General features: G+C 66.9%; 27 protein-coding genes. 12 read left to right on the top strand and 15 right to left on the bottom strand.

Translation table 11 applies throughout. The features are described 5' to 3' along the window. Positions 1–61 precede the first annotated feature (61 nt). The gene (locus KO490_RS04675) at positions 62–268 is read right to left on the bottom strand and encodes a DUF1127 domain-containing protein (protein WP_216018237.1); all 207 of its coding nucleotides are present in this window, start codon (positions 266–268) and stop codon (positions 62–64) included. Between the two features lie 177 nt (positions 269–445). Then, positions 446–1,171 carry a 16S rRNA (uracil(1498)-N(3))-methyltransferase gene (locus tag KO490_RS04670; protein ID WP_216018236.1) on the bottom strand — a complete coding sequence of 242 codons (726 nt, stop codon included), beginning with the start codon at positions 1,169–1,171 and terminating at the stop codon, positions 446–448. Positions 1,172–1,185: 14 nt separating this feature from the next. On the opposite strand from KO490_RS04670, the gene ubiA reads away from it, so the two are divergent. Genes ubiA through KO490_RS04655 form a run of 3 tightly spaced genes read left to right on the top strand, consistent with a single transcriptional unit; the run spans position 1,186 to position 4,700 of the window. Beyond that, a complete protein-coding gene (ubiA, locus tag KO490_RS04665) occupies positions 1,186–2,124 on the top strand; it encodes a 4-hydroxybenzoate octaprenyltransferase (protein ID WP_216018235.1) in 939 nt (312 codons plus the stop codon). Between the two features lie 60 nt (positions 2,125–2,184). Next, complete coding sequence (locus tag KO490_RS04660) at positions 2,185–4,374, top strand: OmpA family protein (RefSeq protein WP_216018234.1); 2,190 nt, start codon at positions 2,185–2,187, stop codon at positions 4,372–4,374. Next, positions 4,371–4,700, top strand: a complete 330-nt coding sequence (locus KO490_RS04655) for a hypothetical protein (protein WP_216018233.1) — start codon at positions 4,371–4,373, stop codon at positions 4,698–4,700. The genes KO490_RS04660 and KO490_RS04655 overlap by 4 nt, the downstream gene beginning before the upstream one ends. 73 nt (positions 4,701–4,773) lie before the next feature. Here KO490_RS04655 and KO490_RS04650 read toward each other — a convergent pair whose 3' ends face one another. From KO490_RS04650 to smpB, 3 genes are all read right to left on the bottom strand, one after another. Next, positions 4,774–5,955: an amino acid aminotransferase gene (locus KO490_RS04650; RefSeq protein WP_216018232.1), complete on the bottom strand. Its 1,182-nt coding sequence runs from the start codon at positions 5,953–5,955 to the stop codon at positions 4,774–4,776. Between the two features lies 1 nt (position 5,956). Continuing rightward, on the bottom strand, positions 5,957–6,811 hold the full coding sequence (gene sseA, locus KO490_RS04645) for a 3-mercaptopyruvate sulfurtransferase (RefSeq protein WP_216018231.1): 855 nt from the start codon (positions 6,809–6,811) through the stop codon (positions 5,957–5,959). 67 nt (positions 6,812–6,878) lie between these two features. Continuing rightward, positions 6,879–7,352 carry an SsrA-binding protein SmpB gene (gene smpB, locus KO490_RS04640; protein WP_216018230.1) on the bottom strand — a complete coding sequence of 158 codons (474 nt, stop codon included), beginning with the start codon at positions 7,350–7,352 and terminating at the stop codon, positions 6,879–6,881. A 74-nt stretch (positions 7,353–7,426) separates the two neighbouring features. Between smpB and KO490_RS04635 the strand changes: the two genes are divergently transcribed. Then, a complete protein-coding gene (locus tag KO490_RS04635; protein WP_216018229.1) occupies positions 7,427–7,870 on the top strand; it encodes an ion channel in 444 nt (147 codons plus the stop codon). Further along, positions 7,867–8,856 carry a P1 family peptidase gene (locus tag KO490_RS04630; protein WP_216018228.1) on the top strand — a complete coding sequence of 330 codons (990 nt, stop codon included), beginning with the start codon at positions 7,867–7,869 and terminating at the stop codon, positions 8,854–8,856. Before KO490_RS04635 ends, KO490_RS04630 begins: the two co-directional genes overlap by 4 nt. A gap of 57 nt (positions 8,857–8,913) precedes the next feature. On the opposite strand, the gene KO490_RS04625 is transcribed toward KO490_RS04630, so the two are convergent. Then, positions 8,914–9,588: a DUF1236 domain-containing protein gene (locus KO490_RS04625; protein WP_216018227.1), complete on the bottom strand. Its 675-nt coding sequence runs from the start codon at positions 9,586–9,588 to the stop codon at positions 8,914–8,916. A gap of 182 nt (positions 9,589–9,770) precedes the next feature. On the opposite strand from KO490_RS04625, the gene KO490_RS04620 reads away from it, so the two are divergent. Together KO490_RS04620 and KO490_RS04615 are read left to right on the top strand one after the other, a co-directional pair. After that, complete coding sequence (locus KO490_RS04620) at positions 9,771–11,243, top strand: NAD-dependent succinate-semialdehyde dehydrogenase (RefSeq protein WP_216018226.1); 1,473 nt, start codon at positions 9,771–9,773, stop codon at positions 11,241–11,243. Between the two features lie 111 nt (positions 11,244–11,354). Then, the gene (locus KO490_RS04615; RefSeq protein WP_216018225.1) at positions 11,355–11,612 is read left to right on the top strand and encodes a GlsB/YeaQ/YmgE family stress response membrane protein; all 258 of its coding nucleotides are present in this window, start codon (positions 11,355–11,357) and stop codon (positions 11,610–11,612) included. Between the two features lie 64 nt (positions 11,613–11,676). Here KO490_RS04615 and KO490_RS04610 read toward each other — a convergent pair whose 3' ends face one another. Beyond that, positions 11,677–12,426, bottom strand: coding sequence for a DUF1013 domain-containing protein (locus KO490_RS04610; RefSeq protein ID WP_216018224.1), 750 nt, complete (start codon positions 12,424–12,426; stop codon positions 11,677–11,679). Between the two features lie 187 nt (positions 12,427–12,613). Here KO490_RS04610 and KO490_RS04605 point away from each other — a divergent pair, with 187 nt between their 5' ends. Further along, a complete protein-coding gene (locus KO490_RS04605) occupies positions 12,614–13,246 on the top strand; it encodes a ribonuclease T2 (RefSeq protein ID WP_216018223.1) in 633 nt (210 codons plus the stop codon). Here the strand turns inward: KO490_RS04605 and KO490_RS04600 are convergent. Beyond that, positions 13,243–14,229 (bottom strand): NAD(P)H-quinone oxidoreductase, encoded by a 987-nt coding sequence (locus KO490_RS04600; RefSeq protein ID WP_216018222.1) that lies wholly within the window; start codon positions 14,227–14,229, stop codon positions 13,243–13,245. The genes KO490_RS04605 and KO490_RS04600 overlap by 4 nt on opposite strands. Before the next feature lie 16 nt (positions 14,230–14,245). After that, entirely contained in the window at positions 14,246–14,899 is a 654-nt protein-coding gene (locus tag KO490_RS04595) for a COQ9 family protein (RefSeq protein WP_216018221.1), read from the bottom strand. 105 nt (positions 14,900–15,004) lie between these two features. Here KO490_RS04595 and rpsU point away from each other — a divergent pair, with 105 nt between their 5' ends. Continuing rightward, the gene (gene rpsU / locus KO490_RS04590) at positions 15,005–15,211 is read left to right on the top strand and encodes a 30S ribosomal protein S21 (RefSeq protein ID WP_022705914.1); all 207 of its coding nucleotides are present in this window, start codon (positions 15,005–15,007) and stop codon (positions 15,209–15,211) included. A gap of 73 nt (positions 15,212–15,284) precedes the next feature. Here rpsU and KO490_RS04585 read toward each other — a convergent pair whose 3' ends face one another. Next, positions 15,285–16,043, bottom strand: coding sequence for a hypothetical protein (locus tag KO490_RS04585; protein ID WP_216018220.1), 759 nt, complete (start codon positions 16,041–16,043; stop codon positions 15,285–15,287). Positions 16,044–16,128: 85 nt separating this feature from the next. Further along, the gene (locus KO490_RS04580; RefSeq protein ID WP_216018219.1) at positions 16,129–16,605 is read right to left on the bottom strand and encodes an Lrp/AsnC family transcriptional regulator; all 477 of its coding nucleotides are present in this window, start codon (positions 16,603–16,605) and stop codon (positions 16,129–16,131) included. A gap of 137 nt (positions 16,606–16,742) precedes the next feature. Between KO490_RS04580 and ald the strand changes: the two genes are divergently transcribed. Then, a complete protein-coding gene (gene ald / locus KO490_RS04575) occupies positions 16,743–17,861 on the top strand; it encodes an alanine dehydrogenase (RefSeq protein WP_216018218.1) in 1,119 nt (372 codons plus the stop codon). Positions 17,862–17,898: 37 nt separating this feature from the next. Here ald and mscL read toward each other — a convergent pair whose 3' ends face one another. The 3 genes from mscL to KO490_RS04560 all read right to left on the bottom strand — a co-directional run bounded on the left by mscL (position 17,899) and on the right by KO490_RS04560 (position 19,592). Then, a complete protein-coding gene (mscL, locus tag KO490_RS04570; protein WP_216018217.1) occupies positions 17,899–18,333 on the bottom strand; it encodes a large conductance mechanosensitive channel protein MscL in 435 nt (144 codons plus the stop codon). 115 nt (positions 18,334–18,448) lie between these two features. Beyond that, positions 18,449–19,051, bottom strand: a complete 603-nt coding sequence (locus KO490_RS04565; RefSeq protein WP_216018216.1) for a DsbA family protein — start codon at positions 19,049–19,051, stop codon at positions 18,449–18,451. Between the two features lie 13 nt (positions 19,052–19,064). Further along, entirely contained in the window at positions 19,065–19,592 is a 528-nt protein-coding gene (locus tag KO490_RS04560; RefSeq protein WP_216018215.1) for a DUF721 domain-containing protein, read from the bottom strand. A gap of 85 nt (positions 19,593–19,677) precedes the next feature. Between KO490_RS04560 and mutY the strand changes: the two genes are divergently transcribed. Together mutY and KO490_RS04550 are read left to right on the top strand one after the other, a co-directional pair. Further along, the gene (mutY, locus tag KO490_RS04555) at positions 19,678–20,703 is read left to right on the top strand and encodes an A/G-specific adenine glycosylase (protein ID WP_256447461.1); all 1,026 of its coding nucleotides are present in this window, start codon (positions 19,678–19,680) and stop codon (positions 20,701–20,703) included. A 10-nt stretch (positions 20,704–20,713) separates the two neighbouring features. Then, positions 20,714–21,850 (top strand): alkane 1-monooxygenase, encoded by a 1,137-nt coding sequence (locus KO490_RS04550; protein ID WP_216018214.1) that lies wholly within the window; start codon positions 20,714–20,716, stop codon positions 21,848–21,850. A gap of 93 nt (positions 21,851–21,943) precedes the next feature. Here KO490_RS04550 and KO490_RS04545 read toward each other — a convergent pair whose 3' ends face one another. Continuing rightward, complete coding sequence (locus tag KO490_RS04545) at positions 21,944–23,077, bottom strand: site-specific DNA-methyltransferase (protein ID WP_371822274.1); 1,134 nt, start codon at positions 23,075–23,077, stop codon at positions 21,944–21,946. Positions 23,078–23,096 lie beyond the last annotated feature (19 nt).

Below are 23,096 nucleotides of genomic sequence, written 5' to 3'. Positions count from 1 at the left end.
CACATGAAAAAACCCCCGCGCAACCTTGCCGGGGGTTTCGTTCATCCGTTGGTCGATGGGCTCAGTAGCCGCGTGCCACGCGCTCGATGTCGCCACGGGCCAGACCGATATCGTCCAGCTCGCGGTCCGACAGGCGGCTCAGCTCCTTGCGGGTCAGGCGCGTTTCGCGCCAGCCGACGAAAGCCGAGATAATCGACGCGACGACATTGCCCATGCCACCTGCAGCCACACCAGCGGTCATGCTGCGGTTGGTTTCGATCGTCGCCATCTGTATCACCTGTTTTCAATCTGCCCCTTCCTGGGGCAATGTTGCGGATGCCGAGGATATATTCCGGGCACCTTGAAAACAGTAGGGGCGATTGCCTCAACCCCGCCATGCATTTTCTGCAGGCGAAATTGACGGAACCGCCATCATTTTGCCACGAAGCTTCGTCGAATCGAAGCGTCAGGCCGGGATCCAATCGCCCAAAGCCGCCTGCCACAGCGCCAGGGCCGCCACCGCTGCCGTATCCGCGCGCAGGATCCGTGGTCCGAGGCTGATCGGCACGACATGATCCAGGCCCGACAACTGCCGACGTTCCGTGGCCGAGAACCCTCCTTCGGGGCCGATCAGGATCGCCCAGGGGCCGTGCGGCAGATGGGCCAGCGTCTCGGCCGCGCCGACGCGGGCCTCGTCCGCCCAGAGGATCCGCCGCGCAGGGTCCCAGTCAGACAGCAACCGCTGCAGGGGTTGCAGATCGGTCACCTCGGGGACGAAGGTGCCGCCGCATTGTTCCGCCGCCTCGACCGCATGGGCCTGCAGGCGGTCCTGCCGGATGCGTTCGGAATTGGTATGCTCGGTCTGGGCGGGCAGGATGCGGGCCGCGCCCATCTCGGCGGCCTTTTCCACGATGAAGTCCGTGCGGGCCTTCTTGATCGGCGCGAAGATCAGCCACAGGTCCGGCGGGTCCTGCTGCGGAGCAGATTGCGCCAGGGGCATCAGCGTGCCTTCGCGCTTGGCCAGCCGGTCGATGCGCGCGGTCCATTCGCCGTCGCGCCCGTTGAAGACCGCGACCTCGGCCCCCTCGCGCTGGCGCATGACGCCCGACAGGTAATGTGCCTGACCCTGATCCAGCGGGACGGGTTGTCCCGCGGCAAGGGGGTGATCTATGAACAATCTTATCTTCGCCATGATGGGCAGACGCTATGCAAAGCAGCACGGAAAGACCAGACGCCGTCATCGACGCGCCGAAGGGAAACTGGGTCGATCGGATCGCCCCGCCATGGTCGCGCCCCTGGCTGCGGCTGAGCCGCGCCGACAGGCCCATCGGGACATGGCTGCTGCTGCTGCCCTGCTGGTGGGGCATCGGGTTGGCGATGATGGCCGATGCGCCGGGCTGGTTCGACCTGTGGATCGCGCTGGCCTGCACCATCGGCGCCTTCGTGATGCGGGGCGCGGGCTGCACCTGGAACGACATCACCGACCGCCGGATCGACGCGCAGGTCGCGCGCACCCGGTCGCGTCCGCTGCCAAGCGGCCAGGTCACGCTGAAGGGCGCCTATGGCTGGCTGATCGCGCAGGGGCTGGTCGGGCTGGTGATCCTGCTGACCCTGGGACAGGCCGCGATCTGGATGGGCGTCGCCTCGCTGGCGTTGGTCGCGATCTATCCCTTCGCGAAACGCTTTACCTGGTGGCCGCAGATCTTCCTGGGGCTGGCCTTCAACTGGGGCGTCATGCTGGCCTATGCCGCGCATATGGGGCGCGTCGATGCGGCCCCGGTCGTCGCATGGGTGGCGGCCATCGCCTGGACGATCTTCTACGACACCATCTATGCCCATCAGGACGCCGAGGACGACGCCCTGATCGGTGTGAAATCCACCGCCCGGCTGTTCGGCGATCGCAGCCCGCGCATCCTGGCCGGATTCGCGATCGGGGCCGTCGTGATCATGGCGCTGGCCGCCGCGCTGCCCGGTCGCAATCTGTTGATTGCCTGGGCGGGCGTCGCGGGCTTCGGCCTGCATCTGGGCTGGCAGCTTCGCAATTTCCAGCCGGATCAGGGTGATACCTGTCTTCGCCTGTTCAGGTCCAACCGCGATGCGGGCCTGATCCTTGCGCTGTTTCTTGCCGTGGCGGGGCTGGCGTGATTGCGTGAAGGGGCGCGCATGGCTATCGGTTCGACGCTGGCAACAAGGCAAGGCTGACCCATGGCGCGCAAGCGATCCCGCATATCCACCTCGATGGCCACTGTTCTCGTGCTGGGGACGGCCGGCGGGCTTGCATGGGCGGGGGCCGAGGCCGCAGCCACCTTCGTCGAGAAACGCGCAGCCGAGGATGTCACCCGCGCGCTGCAGATCGCGGGCCATGACTGGGCCGGGGTCGCGACCGACGGGCTGCAGGTCCGCCTGACGGGCACCGCCCCGACCGAGGTGGACCGCTTCCGCGCCATGACCGACGCCTCGGGCGCGGTGGATGCCAGCCGCATCGTGGACGACATGACGGTCGCCGCCGTCGATGCCATGACGCCCCCCGATTTCGAGATCGAGCTGCTGAGCAACGATCAGGGCATTTTGCTGATCGGGCTGGTTCCCGCCGCGCTCGACCGCCAATCGCTTCTGGCGGGGCTGGATGCGGGCGGCCTGCCGGTGACCGATCTGCTGGAAAGCGCGGATTATCCCGTGCCGAAGGGCTGGGACCCGGCCCTGCGTTTCGGGCTGCAGGCGGCCGCGCTGGCACCCCAGGCCAAGATCTCGATCCGGCCGGGCGAAGTGACGGTCGCGGCACTTGCCGAAAGCCGCGAGGATCAGGGCAGGCTCGAGGCCGCGCTGCAGAAATCGCGCCCGCAGGGGGTGACGCTCGATGCGCAGATCTCGGCGCCGCGCCCGGTGATCGCGCCCTTCACGCTGCGTTATGTCATGGACGGGACCGGTCCGCGCTTCGACGCCTGCGCCGCCGAGACCGAAGAGGCTCGCACCCTGATCACGGATGCCGCGCGCAAGGCCGGCCTGTCGGGGCCCGCCAACTGCACGCTGGGGCTTGGCGCGCCCAGCCCCGAATGGGGCGCCGCCGCCGCCGCCGCGATCGAGACCGTCGCGGCCCTGGGGCTGGGCGATGTCACGCTGTCGGATGCCGACGTCGCGCTGGTCGTCCCCCCCGAGGTCGATCCCGAACTGTTCGACCGCGCGGTCGCGGGACTGGAAGCACGCCTGCCCGCGGTGTTTTCGCTGGACGCCACGCTGCAGCAGGCCGAGCCGCGCCAGGCTGCCCCGATCGAGTTCCTGGCCACCCTGACCGATCAGGGCACGCTGTCGATGCGCGGGCGCATGGCGGATGAACAGATGCGCGAGGCGGTCGCAAGCTTTGCCGAGAGCCGCTTCGACGTCACCGAGAGCGGGCTGCGCGACGACGAGGCCGTTCCGGGCGGCTGGACCGTCCGCGTGATCGCCGCGCTCGAGGCGATGGACACGCTGCAATCGGGCAGCACCCGCGTCACCCCCGATATCGTCGCGTTGACGGGCCTGTCGGGCGATCCCGCCACCACCGACAAGGCCGCCGCGATCCTGTCCAGCAGGCTTGGCGCGGGTGCGCGCTATCAATTGGCCATCCGCTACGATCGCAGGCTGGACCCGGCGCTCGGGCTGCCCGATGGCGAGGAATGCGTGGCGCGCCTGAACCGCATCATGAGCGAGAGCGCGATCGGCTTCGAGCCGAGCAAGTCCACCATCGCCGGCGATCCCGGCCCGACGCTGGAACAGCTGGCCGAGGCGATGACCGATTGCGCCGATTTCCAGATCGAGGCGGGCGGCCATACCGACAGCCAGGGCTCGGAGGGGTTCAACGCGGAACTGTCGCGCGGTCGGGCGCAGGCCATCGTGCAGGCCATGTCCGAGGCGGGGATCGACACCGTCAACATGACCTCGCGCGGTTACGGCGAAAGCCAGCCCATCGACACAAACGAGACCGAGGCGGGGCGCGAGGCGAACCGCCGGATCGAATTCCGCCTTCTGACCCCGCGCCCCGTTCGCAGCGACGCGCTGGACCCGCCGGTCACCATTTCGGGCGTGACCCGCGATCCCGATGCCCCCGTCGAGGCCGAACCCGATCGGGCCGCGATGCAGGGGCCGCAGCTGCCGCCGGTCTTCGGCCCTGCGCTGCCCGAACATGGCCTCGTGCCGCCGCGGATGCAGGGGCCGCAGCTGCCCCATGCCCAGACCGCGGGCATGGTCCCCATGACCGTCGGCGTCAGCGAGGAATTCGAGACGCTGGACGAACGCGAGGAAAACATTAGGGTGCCCGTGCTGACACCGGACGACGACACGCCGCGCCCCGGCGCGCGCCCCGAAAGCGTGATCACCCGGGTCGGCGAGGAACAGACCGACGAGACCCCTGCCGAATGAACCGATCCGAATTCATCGCCGTGACCGCCGTCATCCTGTTCGGCGCCTTCCTTCTGGGATGGATCGCCAGCTGGCTGGTCCATCGCTTCGTCCGCCCCGCACAGGCCGACATGTCCGATCTGGACCGCATGGCCCAGTCGCTGCACGAGGTCGAGGAGGAGCGCGACGCGGCCATCGCCCTGCTGGAGGAACGCGAGGCCGTGCTGTCTTCGCGTGCGATCGGCGCCGAATCCGAGGCCCGCGCCGCGATGGAGGCCCTGCGCGACAGCCGCTCCGAGGTCGAGGAGCTGCGCGACTATATCGAGCAGCGACTGGCCGCGCGCTGACCCCGCCGGATTGCGGGACACGAAAAAGGGGGCGCCGATGCGCCCCCTTTTCGCGTTTCAGGCGGATGGCGCCTCAGACGCCCGCGTCGATGATCGCGCGTGCCAGGACCGGGACCGTGTCGGTGTTCAGGCCCGCGATGTTCAGGCGCGAATCACCCACCATGTAGATGCCCGCCTCGCGCTTCATCGTCTCGACCTGCTCGGGCGTGGCGCCCAGGCGCGAGAACATGCCGCGATGGCGCGCGACGAAATCGAACCGGTCGCTGCCCGACAGGTCGCGCAGTTCCGATGCCAGCTGCTCGCGCAGGGCCAGCATGGTGTTGCGCACCTCTTCCAGTTCCGCCTGCCAGTCGGCACGCAGTGCCTGGTCGTCCAGGATGGTCGACACGATCCGCGCACCGTGATCGGGCGGGAAGCTGAAGTTCTGGCGGTTCAGATAGGCCATCGACCCTTGGGCCAGATCGCGCGCCGTGCCGTTCTCGGTCAGCGCCATCAGGATGCCGGTCCGTTCGCGATAGATGCCGAAATTCTTGCTGCAGGACGCGGCGATCAGCACTTCGGGCAGGCTCTTGGCGACAAGGCGCGTGGCCTGCGCATCGGCGTCCAGCCCGTCGCCGAAGCCCTGATAGGCCAGGTCGATCAGCGGGACCGCGCCGGTCTTTTCCAGAATGGCCACGACCTCGGCCCACTGGTCCATGGTCAGGTTCGCGCCGGTCGGGTTGTGGCAGCAGCCGTGCAGCAGCACGATGTCGCCCTTCTTCGCCCGTGCGATGTCTTCCTTCATCGCGTCGAAATCGACGCCGCGGCTGTCATTGTCGAAGTAACGGTATTCGACGAAGGGCAGGCCCATGAATTTCATGATCGACAGGTGGTTCGGCCAGGTCGGATCCGAGACATGCACCGTCAGGTCGGGATTGGCCATCCGCGCCAGCTCCAGCGCCTGGCGCACCGCGCCCGTGCCGCCCACCGACGCGACCGAGGCAAGCCGGTCCACCGGCGCCTCGCCCAGGACCAGGCGGGCCATGGCGGCGCGGTATTCGGGTTCGCCCGCCAGACCGGTATAGGTCTTGGTGGTCTGGGTTTCCCAGATGCGGCTCTCGGCGGCCTTGACGGCGCGCATGACCGGGGTGACGCCCTGCGGGTCCTTGTAGACGCCGACGCCCAGGTCGACCTTGCCCTGTCGGGTGTCGGCCTTGTATTCCTCGATCAGCATCAGGATCTTGTCGGCGGCTTGCGGTTTGAGGTTGGACAGCATCTCAGGCGTCTCCGGTTGCGATGTTCAGGTCGGCGAAACTGCCCCATTCGGACCAGCTGCCGTCATAGAGCGAGTGGTTGCGATGCCCGATCCGTTCCAGCGCCAGCGACAGGATCGCGGCGGTCACGCCGCTGCCGCAGGTGGTGATGGCGGGCTTCGACAGATCGACACCGGCCTCCTCGAAGGCGGTGCGCAGGGCGGCCTCGTCCTTCATGGTGCCGTCCTTGTTCAACAGGCGACCGAAGGGCAGGTTCCGCGATCCGGGGATGTGACCCTTGCGCATGCCGGGGCGCGGCTCGTCGGCCTCGCCGCGGAAGCGTTCGGGCGCGCGGGCGTCGATGATCTCGTGATCGCCCAGCTTCGAGGCCGAGGCGACCTGCGTCACGTCGCGGATCAGTCCCGCCTGACGCTGCACGGTGATGTGGCGGTCGCGCATGACGGGGGGCATGTCCTCGGTCGGGCGACCCTCGGCCAGCCATTTGGGCAGGCCGCCATCCAGCACGGCCACGTCCTTCTTGCCCATCAGGCGGAAGGTCCACCAGACCCGCGCCGCGCTGCGCACGTCCGAATTGTCGTAGATGACCACCTGGTGCCCGTCGCCCACGCCCATGGCGCGCATGCGGCTGATGAACATCTCGGGCAAGGGGGCGGTATGGGGCAGCGCGCTGCGGTGGTCGCTGATCGCGTCGATGTCGAAGAAGCGTGCGCCGGGGATATGGGTCGCGTCGTATTCGGCGCGCGCATCGCGCCCCGATGCGGGCATGTGCCAGCTGGCGTCGATCACGCGCAGATCGGGGTCGCCCAGATGGGCGGCCAGCCAATTGGTCGAGACAAGCGTCCTCGGATCGTCCTGCATGTGCCCCCCATCGCTATGCCGTTCCGACTTACAGACCGAAGCGCGGGGGTGCAATGGCGCAGCCGCCTCAGCCCTGCTTGAGCAGACGCTGTTTCTGGCGGTTCCAGTCGCGCTTGGCGCTGGTCTCGCGCTTGTCGGCGGCCTTCTTGCCCTTCGCGACGCCGATCTTCAGCTTCACGAGGCCCTTGTGGTTGAAATACATCACCAGCGGCACGAGGGTCATCCCCTCGCGGCCGACGGCCTGCCACAGACGGGCCAGTTCGCGGCGATTGACCAGCAGCTTGCGCTTGCGGCGTTCCTCGTGGCCGAAGACGCCGGCGTTCAGCAGCGTGGCGATATAGCCGTTGATCAGCCACAGCTCGCCATCCTCGATGCTGGCATAGCTTTCGGCGATGTTGGTCTGCCCGGTGCGCAGGGATTTCACCTCGGACCCGGTCAGCACGATGCCCACCTCGAGATCGCTCTCGATGAAATAGTCGAAGCGTGCGCGCCGGTTCTCGGCGATCACCTTGTAGTTCTTGTTTTCCGGTTCCTTGGCCATGACGATGTCAGATAGGTGCGCGCGCCGTCCCTGTAAAGATGCGGCGCGCCGGAACGGATGGGGGGGCAAGGCGCATGACCGGACAGATCCTGCTGGGTTCGCTGCTGATGATGGGCAGCATCGCCATCGCGGGGTTCTGGATATGGACCCTCGAATGGACCTATGCCCGCCACGAGGGCTGGCTGCTGCGCGCGCCCCATCGCCCCAAGCTGATCCTGATCGTGGTCGCCTCCAGCCTGGCCGTGCTTGCGATGGTGACCATGTCGGTCTGGCTCTGGGCGGTGACGTTCCATATTCTGGGCATCTTCTCGGGCTTCGAGGAGGCGATGTACTTCGCGCTGGTGACCTTCACGACCCTTGGCTACGGTGACGTGCTGATGCCGCTGGAATGGCGCATTCTGGGCGGGCTGGCCGCGGCGAACGGGCTTCTCAGCTTCGGGCTGATGACCGCGCTGATGGTCGAATCGCTGCGCCATGTGCGGGTCAGGCAGATCGCATTCATGAAGGAACGCCCATGAGACCCGGCCCCCTGAACCTGATCACCGATGTCGCGGGCCTGAAGGTCGGACAGGCGCATGACGCCGGACTGCGTTCCGGCGTCAGCGTGCTGACCGCCGATGCGCCCTTCGCCGCCGCGATCCACGTCATGGGCGGCGCCCCCGGATCGCGCGAGACCGAGCTTCTGGCCCCCGACAAGCTGGTGCCCGCGGTCGATGCGCTGGTCCTGTCGGGCGGTTCGGCCTTCGGGCTGGCGGCCTGCGACGGCGTGATGGAGGCCATGCGGGCCGCGGGCCGCGGCTTTGCCATCGGACCCGCGCGCGTGCCCATCGTGCCGGGGGCGATCCTGTTCGACCTGATCAACGGGGGCGACAAGGACTGGGACGCGAACCCCTATCCCGCGCTTGGGCGGGCGGCATGGCAGGCAGCGGATACGCGCTTCGATCTGGGGACGGCGGGTGCGGGATACGGCGCGATGACGGGCAACCTGCGCGGGGGACTGGGCTCCGCCAGCGCGGTGCTGGAAAACGGCGCGACGGTGGGCGCGCTGGTGGCGGTCAACGCGCTCGGGACCGCGACGGTTGGCGACGGGCCGCATTTCTGGGCCGCGCCTTGGGAACTGGATGGGGAATTCGGCGGCAGGGGCCTGCCCCGCGATTTCCCGGCCGCGCATGAACCGCCCCCCGCCAAGCGCATGGGCGAGGCCACGACCATCGCGATCATCGCCACCGACATGGCGCTGGACAAGGCGGGGCTGACGCGGATGGCCACGGTTGCCCATGACGGCATGGCCCGGTCGCTGGTTCCCAGTCACACGCCCCTGGACGGGGATCTCGTCTTCGCGGCCTCGACCGGGCGCGTGCCTGTGGGCGACCCGCTGGCCGATGCCTATGCGTTGTCCTATGCCGCGGCCTGCGTGCTGGCGCGGGCGATTGCACGGGGCGTTCATGCCGCAACCGCGCTGCCCGGCGACCTGCAACCCGCATGGCGGACGCGTTTTTCATGAAAAAAGGCGGTGCGCACCTGGCGCACCGCCCCATCAGAGATCGCCAAGAGGGACAGCTCAGCGATAGATGTAAACGATCTGGCGGTCGTTTGGATCCACAAGAACCGTCTGTCCGTTGATCTGCGCGTAACGATAGTCCGGCGTTTGCGGAATATCGTAGATGTCCACCGTGTCGGGAACGCCCGCCCCAAGAACCACCTCGCCTTCCAGGAAGACCGGCGCGACGCTGTTCGAGGTGACATATGTCGTGACCTCGGGCGCAGGTTCGACACGGGCGGCGGCCCCTGCCCCGCTGCCCAGGGCCGCGCCGGCGACCGCACCGACCGGCCCGCCGATCAGCGCACCCATCGCGGCACCACCCACGCCACCGACCGCGGTGTTCTGGCCGCGATTGTCGGGCTGGGCGGGGGCCTCGATCACCGCGATGCCGACATCCTGACGGTTGGGATAGAGACTGACGATCTCATCGCCGGCGGTGACGTTCAGATAGTCGCCATAGGCCCAGCCGTCGATCTCGTCGGAATTGACCTCGCACCAGTTCGCGCTGTCGATGCAGCCCACGACGTTCACCTCGTCCCCGCCGGGGATCGCGCCGATCACCTCGTGCTGGACACCGGGGCCGGACCGCACGTTCAGGTCGGTCGATGCGGTGGCGGTCGTCTGCTGGGCGAAGGCCGCGCCCGACAGGGTCAGCAGGGCGGCAGCGCCGGTCATCATGATCTTGGTCGTCATGGTCATGCTCCTTGTTCATGCCCCCGGACAGGGGACGAATGGCTCAGAAACATTCCATCCGCCATATGCGTTCCACACGTGCGGATCACGTTAGTTTTCGCACCGGACCCGGAACCGGACCCGGTTTTGACAAGCGACGGGCCGCGTGCTGAACTCTGCGCCAAGTCCCCGTAGGAGCGACCATGACCAAGCAATCCACCGACCTGAAATCCCTTCTGCGCGATCCCTCGCTGCTGGAAACCCGCGCCTTCGTGGCGGGCGAATGGATCGACGCCGATGACGGCGCGACCTTCGAGGTCACGAACCCTGCGCGCGGCGACGTGATCGCCCGCGTGGCCGACCTGAACCGCGCCGAATGCGCCCGCGCCATCGACGCGGCCGATACCGCGATGAAGGACTGGGCTGCCCGCACCGCCAAGGAACGCGCCCAGATCATGCGCAGATGGTACGACCTGATGATCGAGGCGCAGGAGGATCTGGGCACCATCCTGACCGCCGAACAGGGCAAGCCCCTGGCCGAGGCCAAGGGCGAGATCGCCTATGGCGCCAGCTTCATCGAGTGGTTCGGAGAGGAGGCCAAGCGCGTCTATGGCGAAACGATCCCCGGCCACCAGCCCGACAAGCGCATCAGCGTCATCCGCCAGCCCATCGGGGTCGTGGGCTCGATCACGCCGTGGAACTTTCCGAATGCGATGATCGCGCGCAAGGCCGGTCCCGCGCTGGCCGTGGGCTGCGGCTTCGTCGCCCGTCCGGCTGCCGAAACGCCCCTGTCAGCGCTGGCCATGGCGGTGCTGGGCGAACGCGCGGGCCTGCCCAAGGGTATCCTGTCGGTCGTCACCTCGTCGCGCAGCAGCGATATCGGCAAGGAGTTCTGCGAGAACCCCAAGGTGCGCAAGCTGACCTTTACCGGATCGACCGAGGTGGGCCGCATCCTGCTGCGCCAAGCTGCCGATCAGGTGATGAAATGCAGCATGGAGCTGGGCGGCAACGCGCCTTTCATCGTCTTCGACGACGCCGATCTGGATGCGGCGGTCGAAGGGGCGATGGCATCGAAGTTCCGCAACAACGGCCAGACCTGCGTCTGCGCGAACCGCATCTATGTCCAGTCGGGCGTCTATGACGCCTTCGCCGAAAAGCTGGCCGATGCGGTGTCCAAGCTGAAGGTCGGCGACGGGCTGGAGGACGGGACCACCACCGGCCCGCTGATCAACCGCGATGCGGTCGGCAAGGTGCAGGAACATATCGACGATGTGACCCGGAATGGCGGGCAGGTCCTGACCGGCGGCAAGCCCAAGGACGGGCTGTTCTTCGAACCGACCGTCGTGACGGGCGTCACCTCGGACATGAAGGTCGCCTCCGAGGAAACCTTCGGCCCGCTCGCGCCGCTTTTCCGCTTCGACACCGAAGAAGAAGCCGTCGAGGCCGCGAATGCCACGATCTTCGGGCTGGCCTCCTATTTCTATGCCCGCGATGTCGGCCGCATCACCCGCGTGCAGGAGGCGTTGGAATACGGGATCGTCGGCGTGAATACCGGCCTCATCTCGACCGAGGTTGCGCCCTTCGGCGGCGTCAAGCAGTCGGGCCTGGGTCGCGAGGGCAGTCATCACGGGCTCGATGACTATCTGGAGATGAAATACATCTGCCTGTCGGTCTGACCGGCTGGGGCAAATGGTGGCGCGGTCCGGGAACGGATCGCGCGGTTGCAGCATTACTACTGCGACAGGCCGTCACAGGGGCGGGCCATTTACGACGAAAAGGGATATGTCATGGAAGGTATCGGCTGGTTTCTTGCCATCATTCTGGGTGCCATCGCGGGCTGGATCGCCGAAAAGGTGATGAAATCCAACATGGGGCTGCTGATGAACATCATCGTCGGCATCATCGGCGCCCTGATCGGCAACTTCCTGTTCGACCTGCTGCTGGGCCGCAGCGCCGAGGGCAGCATCATCGGACAGTTGATCATCGCCGTGGTCGGCGCATGTATCCTGATCTGGGTCGTGCGCATGGTGCGCGGTCGAACCTGACGCGCGATCATCGCAGGGAATACGAAAAAGGCCGGCGTCACTGCCGGCCTTTTTCATGACAGGATCAGTTGTCCTCGTCTTCGTCGTCGTCCGAATTGTCGGGCAGGTTGAAGAAGCTGTCCGCATCCAGATCCTTGCGCGGCTTCTCGTCATCCTCGTCGCGCGAGAGAGAGAAGTTCTCGAGCCCGGCGATCGAGCTGGGCAGGCGCGGCTCGTCCGTCATCGACAGCGAGGTCTCGGTGCTGACCAGCTTGCGGCGTTCGTCATCCGACATCACGCCACCTTCGGCGGCGCTTTTCTTGGCGGCCTTCTGGACGGCGGCGTCCAGTTCGGTCTGACGGCACAAGCCCAGTGCGACCGGATCAATCGGCTGCATGTTCTGGATGTTCCAGTGCGTCCGCTCGCGGATCGAATTGATCGTGGGCTTGGTGGTGCCGACCAGCTTGGCGATCTGCGCATCGGCCAGTTCCGGGTGGAACTTGACCAGCCACAGGATGGCGTTCGGGCGGTCCTGACGCTTGGACAGCGGGGTATAGCGCGGGCCGCGGCGCTTCTCCTCGCCATCGGCGGCGGGGTTGTGCTTCAGGCGCAGCCTGTAGGTCGGGCTCGCCTCGGCGCGCCTGATCTCCTCGTGGTCCAGCTGGTTCGAGGCGACAGGGTCGTAACCCTTCACGCCCGCGGCCACGTCGCCATCGGCGATGCCCTGAACCTCCAGCTCGTGCAGACCGCAGAAATCGCCGATCTGCTTGAAGCTGAGCGTGGTGTTATCCACCAGCCAGACGGCGGTGGCCTTGGCCATCAGCGGCTTGCTCATGTCAGTCTCCTTCGCAACTTGGTCCCGAACATGGGCGGCTTGGCCGGAAAAACGGCTTTCGGCTTGCGCCATTCCTCGTTCTCGGGGGGGAATTGGCGCCGGATATAGCGTTTTCGGGGGCCGGGGAAAAGGGGATTCGCGCGGCAAGGGGCATGGACAGCCGCGCGGGCGGCGTTACTGTGACCTCATGCGCAAGATCGTGACCCTGCTTGCGGCCATGGCCGCCCCCCTGCCCGTTGCCGCGGATACCGCCGGCGATTTCGACTATTACGTGCTGGCATTGTCCTGGCAGCCATCCTGGTGTTCGGCCACGGGCGACGACCGGGACGCGCCCGAATGCGATGGCGGCACGGGCCGCGATTTCAGCGTCCACGGCCTCTGGCCGCAATACGAGGATGGCTGGCCGCAGGATTGCGCGACCCCCGAGCGCGACCCGTCGCGCCGGGAAAGCCAGGCGATGTCGGATGTCATGGGGTCGGGCGGGCTGGCCTGGTATCAGTGGAAGAAGCATGGTCGCTGCAGCGGCCTGTCCTCGCAGGCCTATTACGACGCCACGCGCAAGGCCTACGAATCGCTGGAGATCCCCGAGGTGTTCGACGATCTGGGCCGCGACATCACCCTGCCCCCAAGCGTCGTCGAAGAGGCCTTCCTCGAGGTCAATCCGAACCTCTCGCCCGACGGGCTGACCGTGTCCTGCCGCGACGGGGTGCTGACCGAGCTGAAAATCTGCCTGACCAGAGATCTCGAATTTCGCGACTGCGCCCCGGACACGCGGCGCGACTGCAGCAGCGCCAGCGTGCTGATGGAGGCCGTGCGCTAGGCGCGGACCTTCAGGACGATCTTGCCGATATGCTCGCTGGTCTCCATCCGGCGATGCGCCTCGGCGGCATCGGCCAGCGCGAATTCGCTGTCGATGGTTACCCCTACCGACCCCGCGGCGATCATCGGCCACAGCTGCTTGCGCAGTTGGTCGGCGATTTCGGCCTTGGCCACATCCGATTGCGGACGCAGGGTCGATCCGGTGACCGTCAGCCGGTTCGCCATGATCTGCGCGAAGTTCAGCTCGACCTTGGGACCTTCGAGAAAGGCGATCATCACGAGGCGCCCATCCTGGGCCAAGGCCTTGATGTTGCGCGGGATATAGCTGCCCCCCACCATGTCGAGGATCAGATCCGCACCGCCGGCTTCGCGCAGGATCTTGACGAAATCCTGCTCGCGGTAATTGATCGCCGTCGCGCCCAACGCCTCGATCGCCTTGCATTTCTCGGGGCTGCCAGCCGTGGCGAAGACCCGCGCGCCAAGCGCACGCGCGGTCTGGATCGCCATCATCCCGATGCCCGATGTCCCGCCATGGACAAGAAAGCGTTCGCCCCCCGTCAGCCTGCCCCGCTGGACCACGTTCGACCAGACGGTGAAGGCGGTTTCGGGCAGGGCCGCGGCCTCGGCCATGGACAACCCCTTGGGGATGCGCAACGCGTGATCCGCATGGCAGACGGCGTATTCGGCATAGCCACCGCCCGGCAGCAGCGCGCAGACCTTCTCGCCCTTCTGCCAGCGGGTGACGCCCGCGCCCATGGCGACGATCTCGCCCGAGCATTCCAGCCCCGGCAGGTCCGACGCCCCCGGAGGCGGATCGTAGGCCCCCGCGCGCTGGAAGACGTCGGGGCGGTTCACGCCCGCATAATCCAGCCGGATCAGGATCTGGTCATGGGTCGGCACCGGCACCGGGCGATCCGCGCTGCGCAGCTGATCGGCCGCGCCGGGGGACGCGATCTCGATCGCGGTCATGCTGTCGGGGAACATTCTCTCTCCTTCGGTGTCAGCGTGTCTTGCCGGGCAGCGGATGGCTGCGCGGGGCCCGGACCCAGCCGAACGCGCCCTGCGCCAGCGCCGCAGCCCCCGGCAGGCGCGACAATCGCGCCTTCACGCCTTCGAAACGCATGACGCCGTCGATCCGGCGGTTCAGGAATTCGCGAGTATCGACCTTGCCCTGCGAATCGTCGCCCAGCCAGAACAGCACCGTGGCCGAGATCACTGCCGACAGGGTCGCACGCTTCGAATACCAGTTCACGTCGTCCGAGCTGTCCCCCAGCCCGGTCCAGATCACATCCGCGCTTTCCCAGACCAGCCGCGCGGCCAGCGCCGCATTCTGCGGCAGCGCCAGGATCGCGGCCCCCGCGCGTACCAGTTCGGGATCGACCAGTTCAAGCCGCGCCCAGACCGATTCGGCCACCCGGTCGCGAAAACGCCCCTGTGGAGGATCGGTCGCCAACAGATCGCGCAGCGCCGCATCCGCCCGCCTGTGATAGGCGGCGGCAAGATCGGCCCCTTTGCGCGGGAAATGGACGGGGATCAGTGCGGCATCCATGCCGATGTCGCGTGCCCCCGCCCGGAGGGCCGCCATGTTCATCCCCTCGAACGGGACGTGGATCAGCGCGGCATCCAGCAGCGCGTCGCGGTCGGAATGGGTCATCGTCAGCCTCGTCTGCCACCAGTCTGGACAATCGCGCCCCTCTCTGCTAGTGGGGCGCTTCCTGCAATTCTATCAACTCTAACCTAGGAAGGTGGTGACAACCACATGCAGGTCAATGTTCGCGACAACAACGTCGAACAGGCGCTCCGTGCACTGAAGAAAAAGCTTCAGCGCGAAGGTGTCTTCCGCGAAATGAAGCTTCGGCAGCATTTCGAGAAGCCGTCGGTCAAGAAAGCCCGTGAAAAGGCCGAGGCCGTCCGTCGTGCCCGCAAGCTTGCCCGTAAAAAGGCACAGCGCGAAGGCGCATTGTAAGACGACGCGAGCCCGCGTTGAAAAAGGCCCCGCGATGCCACGTCGCGGGGCCTTTCCTTTTGGCCGGACGCGATCAGCTGTTGCTGTCGCCCCCGTCCGAACCGCCGTCGGAACCACCGTCGGAACCGCCGTCCGAGCCGCTATCCGAACCGCCGTCCGATTCGCCGCCCGCATCGCTGCCGCTGTCACCACCGGTATCGCCGCCGGCACCGGCGTCCGATCCGTTCTGGCTGCCCGTGTCGCTGCCGGTATCGCCCGCATCGCCGCCATCCGTGGCGTCGGTGCCCTCGGTCGTGTCGCCCATGTCGCCCATGTCGGGGGTCGCATCCGCGCCATCGGTCATCGAATCACCGGTCGCACCATCCGTCATCGCATCGTCGGCGCTTTCGTCATCCGGCGTGCCTTCGGTCAGGCCCGGCTCCATCGTGTCGTCATTGGCCGAGCTGGGATCCGCATCGACACGCGTCTCGACCCCGTCGACCGAAACCAGGCGACCGTTCGCGGTGCTGTAGACCAGTTCGATCGGGACGCCCGAGCGCTGTGCCGTCACCGTCAGCATCGGACCCTCGCGGCTGATCACCACGTCGCTGTATCCCTGCGCGATCAGCGTTTCCGCGATCACCTGGTTGTTTTCGACGCTGTCCAGCATCGGATAGTCGCTTTCGACAACGAAGCCTTCAGAAGGCGCGGTTTCCAGCGCGGCCTCGGGGACGATGACCGTGCGCCCCTCGGGGGTGTCGATCTGGGCGGTCTGGGCAACCGCGCCGGTGGCCAGCAGCGTCGCCGTCGCCACGCCGGTCATCAGGGTCTTGAGAGGATTGTTCAGCATCATGCATCTCCACATCAGATTGCGTCGATAACGCCGCGATGTGGACAATGGTGCCATGCCCCGTGATCACATCCGATCACGCGGGCGATCACGCGGGCCCGGGCTGGACCGGGATCGCTGTCGTCCTGAACACGGTCCGCAGCGCGAAACTGGAATGCATCTGCGCCACGCCGGGCAGGCGCGACAGGTGCTGGCGGTGGATGCGGGCGAAATCGTCGGTATCCTCGACCACGATCTTCAGTAGGTAATCCGCCGTCCCCGCCATCAGGTGACATTCCAGCACGTCGGGGATCTGGGCCACGCCACGCTCGAACGCGTCCAGAACCTCGTCGGCCTGACCTGACAGCGTGATCTCGACAAAGACGGTGGTCTGGCGGCGCAGCGCCCGCGCATCCAGCAGCGCGACATAGCCCGAGATGACGCCGGCCTCTTCCAGCCGCTGCACGCGTCGATGACAGGCCGAAGGCGACAGATGCACCCGCAGCGCCAGCTCGGCATTGCTGATTCGCCCCTCTTTCTGAAGAAGCCCGAGGATACGGCGGTCTATTGCGTCAAGTTCCTGCATGGACGCAGAATCTTCGAAAACCCGCGGCTGTGCCAGCTGTTTCTGCGCGGGACACCCGCCCGCGCCCTGCATCTTCGCAGCACCTTCGCGCGTTCGGCTGGCATCATCGAAGGATCAAGCATTCTGGGAGGAGAGCGATGAAGATCGGATGTCCGAAGGAAATCAAGCCGCAGGAATTCCGCGTGGGCCTGACCCCCGCCGCCGCGACCGAAGCCGCGGGCCGCGGCCACGAGGTGATGGTCGAGACCGGCGCAGGTCTTGGCGCGGGATACACAGATGACGACTATGCCGCCGCCGGGGCCCGCATCGCCCTCGATGCCGCCAGCCTGTTCGACTGGGCCGAGCTGGTGATCAAGGTCAAGGAACCGCAGGCCGCCGAACGCGCGATGCTGCGCAAGGGGCAGCTGCTGTTCACCTATCTGCACCTGGCCCCCGATCCCGACCAGACGCGCGACCTGCTGGCATCGGGCGTCACCGCCATCGCCTATGAAACCGTGACGGATGCGCGGGGCGGGTTGCCCCTGCTGGCGCCGATGTCCGAGGTTGCGGGCCGTCTTGCGCCACAGGTCGGGTCATGGGCGCTGCAGAAGGCCAATGGCGGGCGCGGCGTGCTGATGGGCGGCGTGCCGGGTGTGCGTCCGGCCAATGTCGTGGTGATCGGCGGCGGGGTCGTGGGCACCGCGGCCGCGCGGGTCGCGGCGGGGATGGGCGCCAATGTCACCGTGCTCGACCGTTCGATCCCGCGCCTGTCCTACCTGGACGACGTGTTCATGGGGCGACTGACCACCCAATTCGCCAGCGAAGCGGCAACGGCGGACCTGATCCGCAGCGCGGACATGGTGATCGGCGCGGTGCTGATCCCCGGCGCTGCGGCCCCCAAGCTGATCAGCCGCGAACAGCTGTCCACCATGCCGCAGGGCGCGGTGCTGGTGGATGTGGCGATCGACCAGGGCGGCTGCTTCGAAACCTCGAAGGCCACGACGCATCAGGATCCGATATACGAGGTGGACGGCATCGTGCATTACTGCGTGGCCAACATGCCGGGTGCGGTCGCGCGCAGCTCGACCCAGGCGCTGTCGAACGCGACCATGCCGCATCTGCTGGCATTGGCGGACAAGGGCTGGCGCAAGGCCCTGACGGATGACGCGCATCTGCGCGCGGGGCTGTCGGTGCATGAAGGGCAACTGACCTCGCCCCCGGTGGGCGAAGCGCTGAAGCTGGATGCCGTCACCCCCGAGACGCTGCTGGGGTCGTGACGGAAACGGCCCCGGCATCGCTGCCGGGGCCGGAACTTCACAGCGTTGGGGTGGTGCGATCGGCCAGAAGGTCGCGGATCTGGGCCAGCAGTTCCTCCTGGGTGGGGCCTGCGGGCGCTTCTTCCTTCGGGGTTTCCTTGGGCTTCATGTGGTTCACGACCTTGACCAGGATGAAGACGACCCATGCGATGATCAGGAAATTGACCACCGCCATCAGGAAGGACCCATAGGCGAAGATCGCCGCACCCGATTCCCGCGCGACATCCAGGCTGACGCCTTCGGGAACGTCGCCCGACAGCACGAAATACTTGTCGCTGAAATCGACCCCGCCGGTCAGGATCCCGATGATCGGGTTGATCAGATCGCTGACGAGCGAGCTGACGATGGCCGTGAAGGCCGCGCCGATGATGATCCCGACGGCAAGGTCGATCACGTTGCCGCGCTGGATGAATGTCCTGAATTCCTGAAGCATCTGGTTCTGTCCCATCTGGGGCCGTCAGCGGCCGCTTTGGGGACAGATTGCGGCGTCCGGGACGAAAATTCAACATTCCGTGTTCCCGGACGCCGCGAGCGGCATCAGCCGTGGATCATTCGGCGTCTTCCAGCTTGGCCTCGATGACCTCCTTCAGGCCCTCCCAGGGCTGGTTGTTCACCTTCTCGCCCTCGATGACGAAGGTGGGCGTGGCCTCGATCCCGTCGGCGGTGGCGTTCTTCTGGAAGGTCGCGATCAGCTGTTCGACCTTGGCGGTATCGTTCCAGCAGGCCGTCATCTGTTCCTCGGTCATGCCGGCCTTCAGACCGATGCGGCGCAGCTGGGCCGCGATCTCGTCGCCCGACCCGCCCGACAGCCATTCGGACTGTTCGTCGAACAGCATGTCGGCAACGGGATAGAACTTGTCGTCCCCCGCGCAGCGCGCCAGCACCCCGGCCCACAGGCCCGGCTGGTCGAAATAGATGTCGCGCTGGATGAACTTGACCTTGCCGGTATCGATATATTCGGCCTTCAGGTCGGGATAGACGTTCTCGTGGAAATTCGCGCAATGCCCGCAGGTGAAGCTGGCATATTCGATCACCGTGACGGGGGCGTCCGCATCGCCCAGAACGACATCGGGAAGGGTCTCGGCCTCTTGTGCGGCGGCGGGGACGGCCAGGCTCAGCGCGATCGCGGTCGCTGCGTGACGAAGAAACATGGGGCGGATCCTTTCAGGTCTTGCGTTTGGCAATGTTGAGGGCCAGCTGCTGGATTGCGGCGGCCAGTGTCGGGTCCTCGAAGCCCCGGGCGGCGCGGCTTGCGGCACGTTCGGCTTCGGGCGTCGGCTGGGGCGCAGGCTTGGCCGGCATCCCCGAGAAGCTGGCCTGCCCTTCGGCAAAGCCCGTGGCCGCCGTCTGGGTCAGGCTGATCCGCTGCACGGCGTTGTAGCCATAGCAGGCATTCACCCTCTCGCGCAGTTGCGGCAGCTGCATTTCCACCATGGGGGCCATGGGCCCGGTCGTCAGCAGCGTCAGCGTCGCACCGAAGCCGCCGCGCGAATGGCTGATGCGCACGGGGCGCGTCACGGCGGCCAACTGCGGGCCCGCGATCTCGGGCCAGTTGGTCAGCAGGCGGGACACGGCAAAGCCGCGACCCTCGGCGGCCTTCTGGACCCTGTGCGACAACAGAAGAGACGCCGCCTGGAAGCCGCGGCTGCGACGACGTGGACCTGCCTTCATGCTGTCGGACGACTGGGACATCTGCGCCTTTGCTGGTAACACGTCACAATCCTTAGCCAGCCACCGCCCCGGATGAAAGCGGGCCAGTCAGTAGAAGGCCACATAATTGCGTGACAATCGGGTGATCGCCCGCGACCTGCTGCAATGGTACGATCGCCATGCCCGCGTGCTGCCCTGGCGCATGCCCCCCGGCGGCGCGCCTGCCGACCCCTATCGCGTCTGGCTGTCCGAGGTGATGCTGCAGCAGACCACCGTGGCGGCGGTAAAGGCCTATTTCCTGCGTTTCACCGATCTGTGGCCGACGGTCGACGACCTGGCGGCGGCGGATGACGCGCGCGTCATGGCCGAATGGGCGGGGCTTGGATATTACGCCCGCGCGCGCAACCTGCTGGCCTGCGCCCGCGCCGTCGCGGAAATGGGCGCCTTTCCCGACACGCGCGAGGGGCTGGCGGCGCTGCCGGGGATCGGGCCCTATACCTCGGCCGCGATTGCCTCCATTGCCTTCCAGCGCCCCGAGACGGTGGTGGACGGCAACGTGGAACGCGTCGTCTCAAGGCTGTTCGCGGTGGAAACACCCCTGCCCCGCGCCAAGCCCGAGCTGACGGTGCTTGCGGGAACGATCACCCCGCAGGAACGCCCCGGCGATTACGCGCAGGCGATGATGGATCTGGGCGCGACGATCTGCACCCCGCGCAAGCCCGCCTGCGCGATCTGTCCGCTAACGGACCATTGTGCGGCCCGCAAGGCAGGGATCGCCGCCGAACTGCCCCGAAAGACGCCCAAGGCACCCAAGCCCGAACGCCGCGGCATCGCCTGGATCGCGCGGTCGGGCGATGCGGTGCTGCTGGAACAGCGCCCCGCCAAGGGGCTGCTGGGGGGCACGCTGGCCTTCCCCTCGGCCGGGTGGGACGGGCGCGACCTGCCGCCGCCCGGGCCCGCCGATTGGCGCGATATCGGCACGGTGCGCCATGTCTTCACGCATTTTTCCCTGGATCTGACCGTCATGCTGGGCGATCTGTCCGGCAATCCCGAACGGGGAGAGCTGATCCCCCTGGGGCGCATCGACCGGGACGCGCTTCCGGGGCTCATGCGCAAGGTCTGGGATATGGCGGGACCGCTGCTGGCGGCATAAGCTGCGGGGCATGAGCGACTCGTCCCATGCCCCCATCCCCGCTGCAGCGCCCTTCTGGCTGTCCATCGCGCTGATCCCCATGATCGCGCTGGCCGCAGGGCTGGGCGGGTGGTGGTGGGTGATCGTCCCGATCTATGCCTGGTACCTGACCACGGCGCTGGACGGCATCCTGGGCCTGAACGAGGACAATCCCGACCCCGAGACCGCGACCGAGCAGCTGTTCTGGCACCGGGCCGTCACCATCGTCTGGTTTCCACTGCAATTCGCGACGATCTTCGGCGCGATCTGGTGGATCGGCGCGGGGCATCTGTCAGGCTGGGAACGGCTGGGGCTGTTCTTCGCCATCGGCATCGCGTCGGGGACCATCGGCATCGTCTATGCCCACGAACTGCTGCATCAGAAATCGCCGCTGGAACGCTGGCTGGGCGATCTTCTGCTGGCCAGCGTCATGTATTCGCATTTCCGGACCGAGCATCTGCTGGTCCATCATTCCTGGGTCTCGACCCCCCGCGACGCGGTATCGGCGCGCTACAACGAGGGGTTCTACCGCTTCTTCGGACGCGTCCTGGCCAATGGCCCGCGCAGCGCATGGCGAGCCGAGACCGGGTTCCTGAAACGCGCGCGGCGCGGCCCGTTCGACCGGCGCAACCCCTTCTGGCGCTATGCGGCCCTGCAAGGCGGGATGCTGGCGCTGGCGGCGCTGCTGGGCGGCTGGGCCGGGATCGGCCTGTTCCTGTTCCAGGCCTTCATCGCCGTGTGGCAGTTGGAGCTGGTGAACTATGTCGAACATTACGGCCTGTCGCGAAAGCATCTGGGCGATGGCCGATACGAGCCCGTGCGCCCGCGCCACAGCTGGAACGCCAGCCACAAGGCCACGAACTGGCTGCTGATCAACCTGCAGCGCCATTCGGACCATCACACGAAACCCGACCGCCGCTTTCCCCTGCTGCAGACCTATGGCGCGGACGAGGCACCGCAGCTGCCGATGGGATACCCGGCGATGACCTTCCTGGCGATGGTGCCGCCGCTGTGGCGGCGCCGGATGAACCCGCGCGTTCGCGCTTGGCGCAAGCAGTTCTACCCCGAGATCACGGATTGGGCGCCCTATGACAGGGGAGCCCTGCCCATGCCGCAGAACGCGCTGTGACGCCAAGAAAGAACCCCGCCATGCGGACATGGCGGGGCAAGGTGCCCTTCGGCGGCCATGCGGCCTGCCGGTTCGGGTGAAGCAGGGCGGAATTCAGTTGGGGCGGGCGTTCTCGCCCTCCATCTCGGCGCGGATCTGCTGGCGCAGGATGTCCAGCGGGATCATCTTGCCCTCGCGCCGGAAATGCCAATAGGTCCAGCCGTTGCACGAAGGCGCACCTTCCAGCGCGGCGCCGACCTGGTGGATGCTGCCCTTGACGTCGCGGCCGATCAGGCTGCCATCGGCGCGGACCTTGGCCTTGTGGCGGTTGCCGATGGAATACAGCTCCTCTCCGGGGCGCAGCATGCCGCGTTCGATGACCTGCCCGAAGGGAATGCGCGGTTCGGCCCGCTTGGCGCGGGTGGTGGCGATCGCGTCGGCATCCAGCCTGCGCACGCGGGCCAGCCTGCGCGCGGCCACCTCGCGGTAATTCTCCTCGCGCTCGATCCCGATATAGTCGCGGCCCAGCATCTTGGCGACCGCGCCGGTGGTGCCCGTGCCGAAGAACGGATCGAGGATCACGTCGCCGGGATTGGTCGTCCCCACGATGACGCGATGCAGCAGGGATTCCGGCTTCTGCGTGGGATGCGCCTTGTCGCCCGCCGCGTCCTTCAACCGCTCGCCGCCCGTGCAGATCGGCAGCACCCAGTCGCTGCGCATCTGCGTGCCCTCGTTCAGCGATTTCAGCGCCTCGTAGTTGAAGGTCGTCTTGCTGGCTTCGGATTTGGCGGCCCAGATCAGCGTTTCGTGGGCATTGGTCAGACGCTTGCCGCGAAAATTCGGCATCGGGTTCGACTTGCGCCAGATCACGTCGTTCATGATCCAGAACCCCTGGTTCTGCAGCTCGGCCCCCACGCGGAAGATGTTGTGATAGCTTCCGATGACCCAGATCGCACCGTTCGGCTTCAGGATCCGGCGCGCCGCCCCCAGCCAGGCGCGCGTGAATTCGTCATAGGCCGCGAAACCGGCGAACTGGTCCCAGTGATCGTCCACCGCATCGACGCGGCTGTTGTCCGGGCGATGCAGATCGCCGCGCAGTTGCAGGTTGTAGGGCGGGTCGGCAAAGACCAGGTCCACGCTGCCCGCCGGCAGGCCGTTCATCAGATCGATGCAGTCGCCCGCAAGGATCTGGTTCAACGGCAATGGCCGCGCGGGATCCGCACGTGGTTCCTTGGTCTTCGTCATTATCTGCCTCTGGGGAGAGCCG

It is taken from the genome of Paracoccus sp. C2R09, assembly GCF_018860625.1.
Classification (GTDB): Bacteria; Pseudomonadota; Alphaproteobacteria; order Rhodobacterales; family Rhodobacteraceae; genus Paracoccus.
Note: the sequence above shows the minus strand (reverse complement) of the source record. Positions and strands in the feature narration are given on the sequence as shown.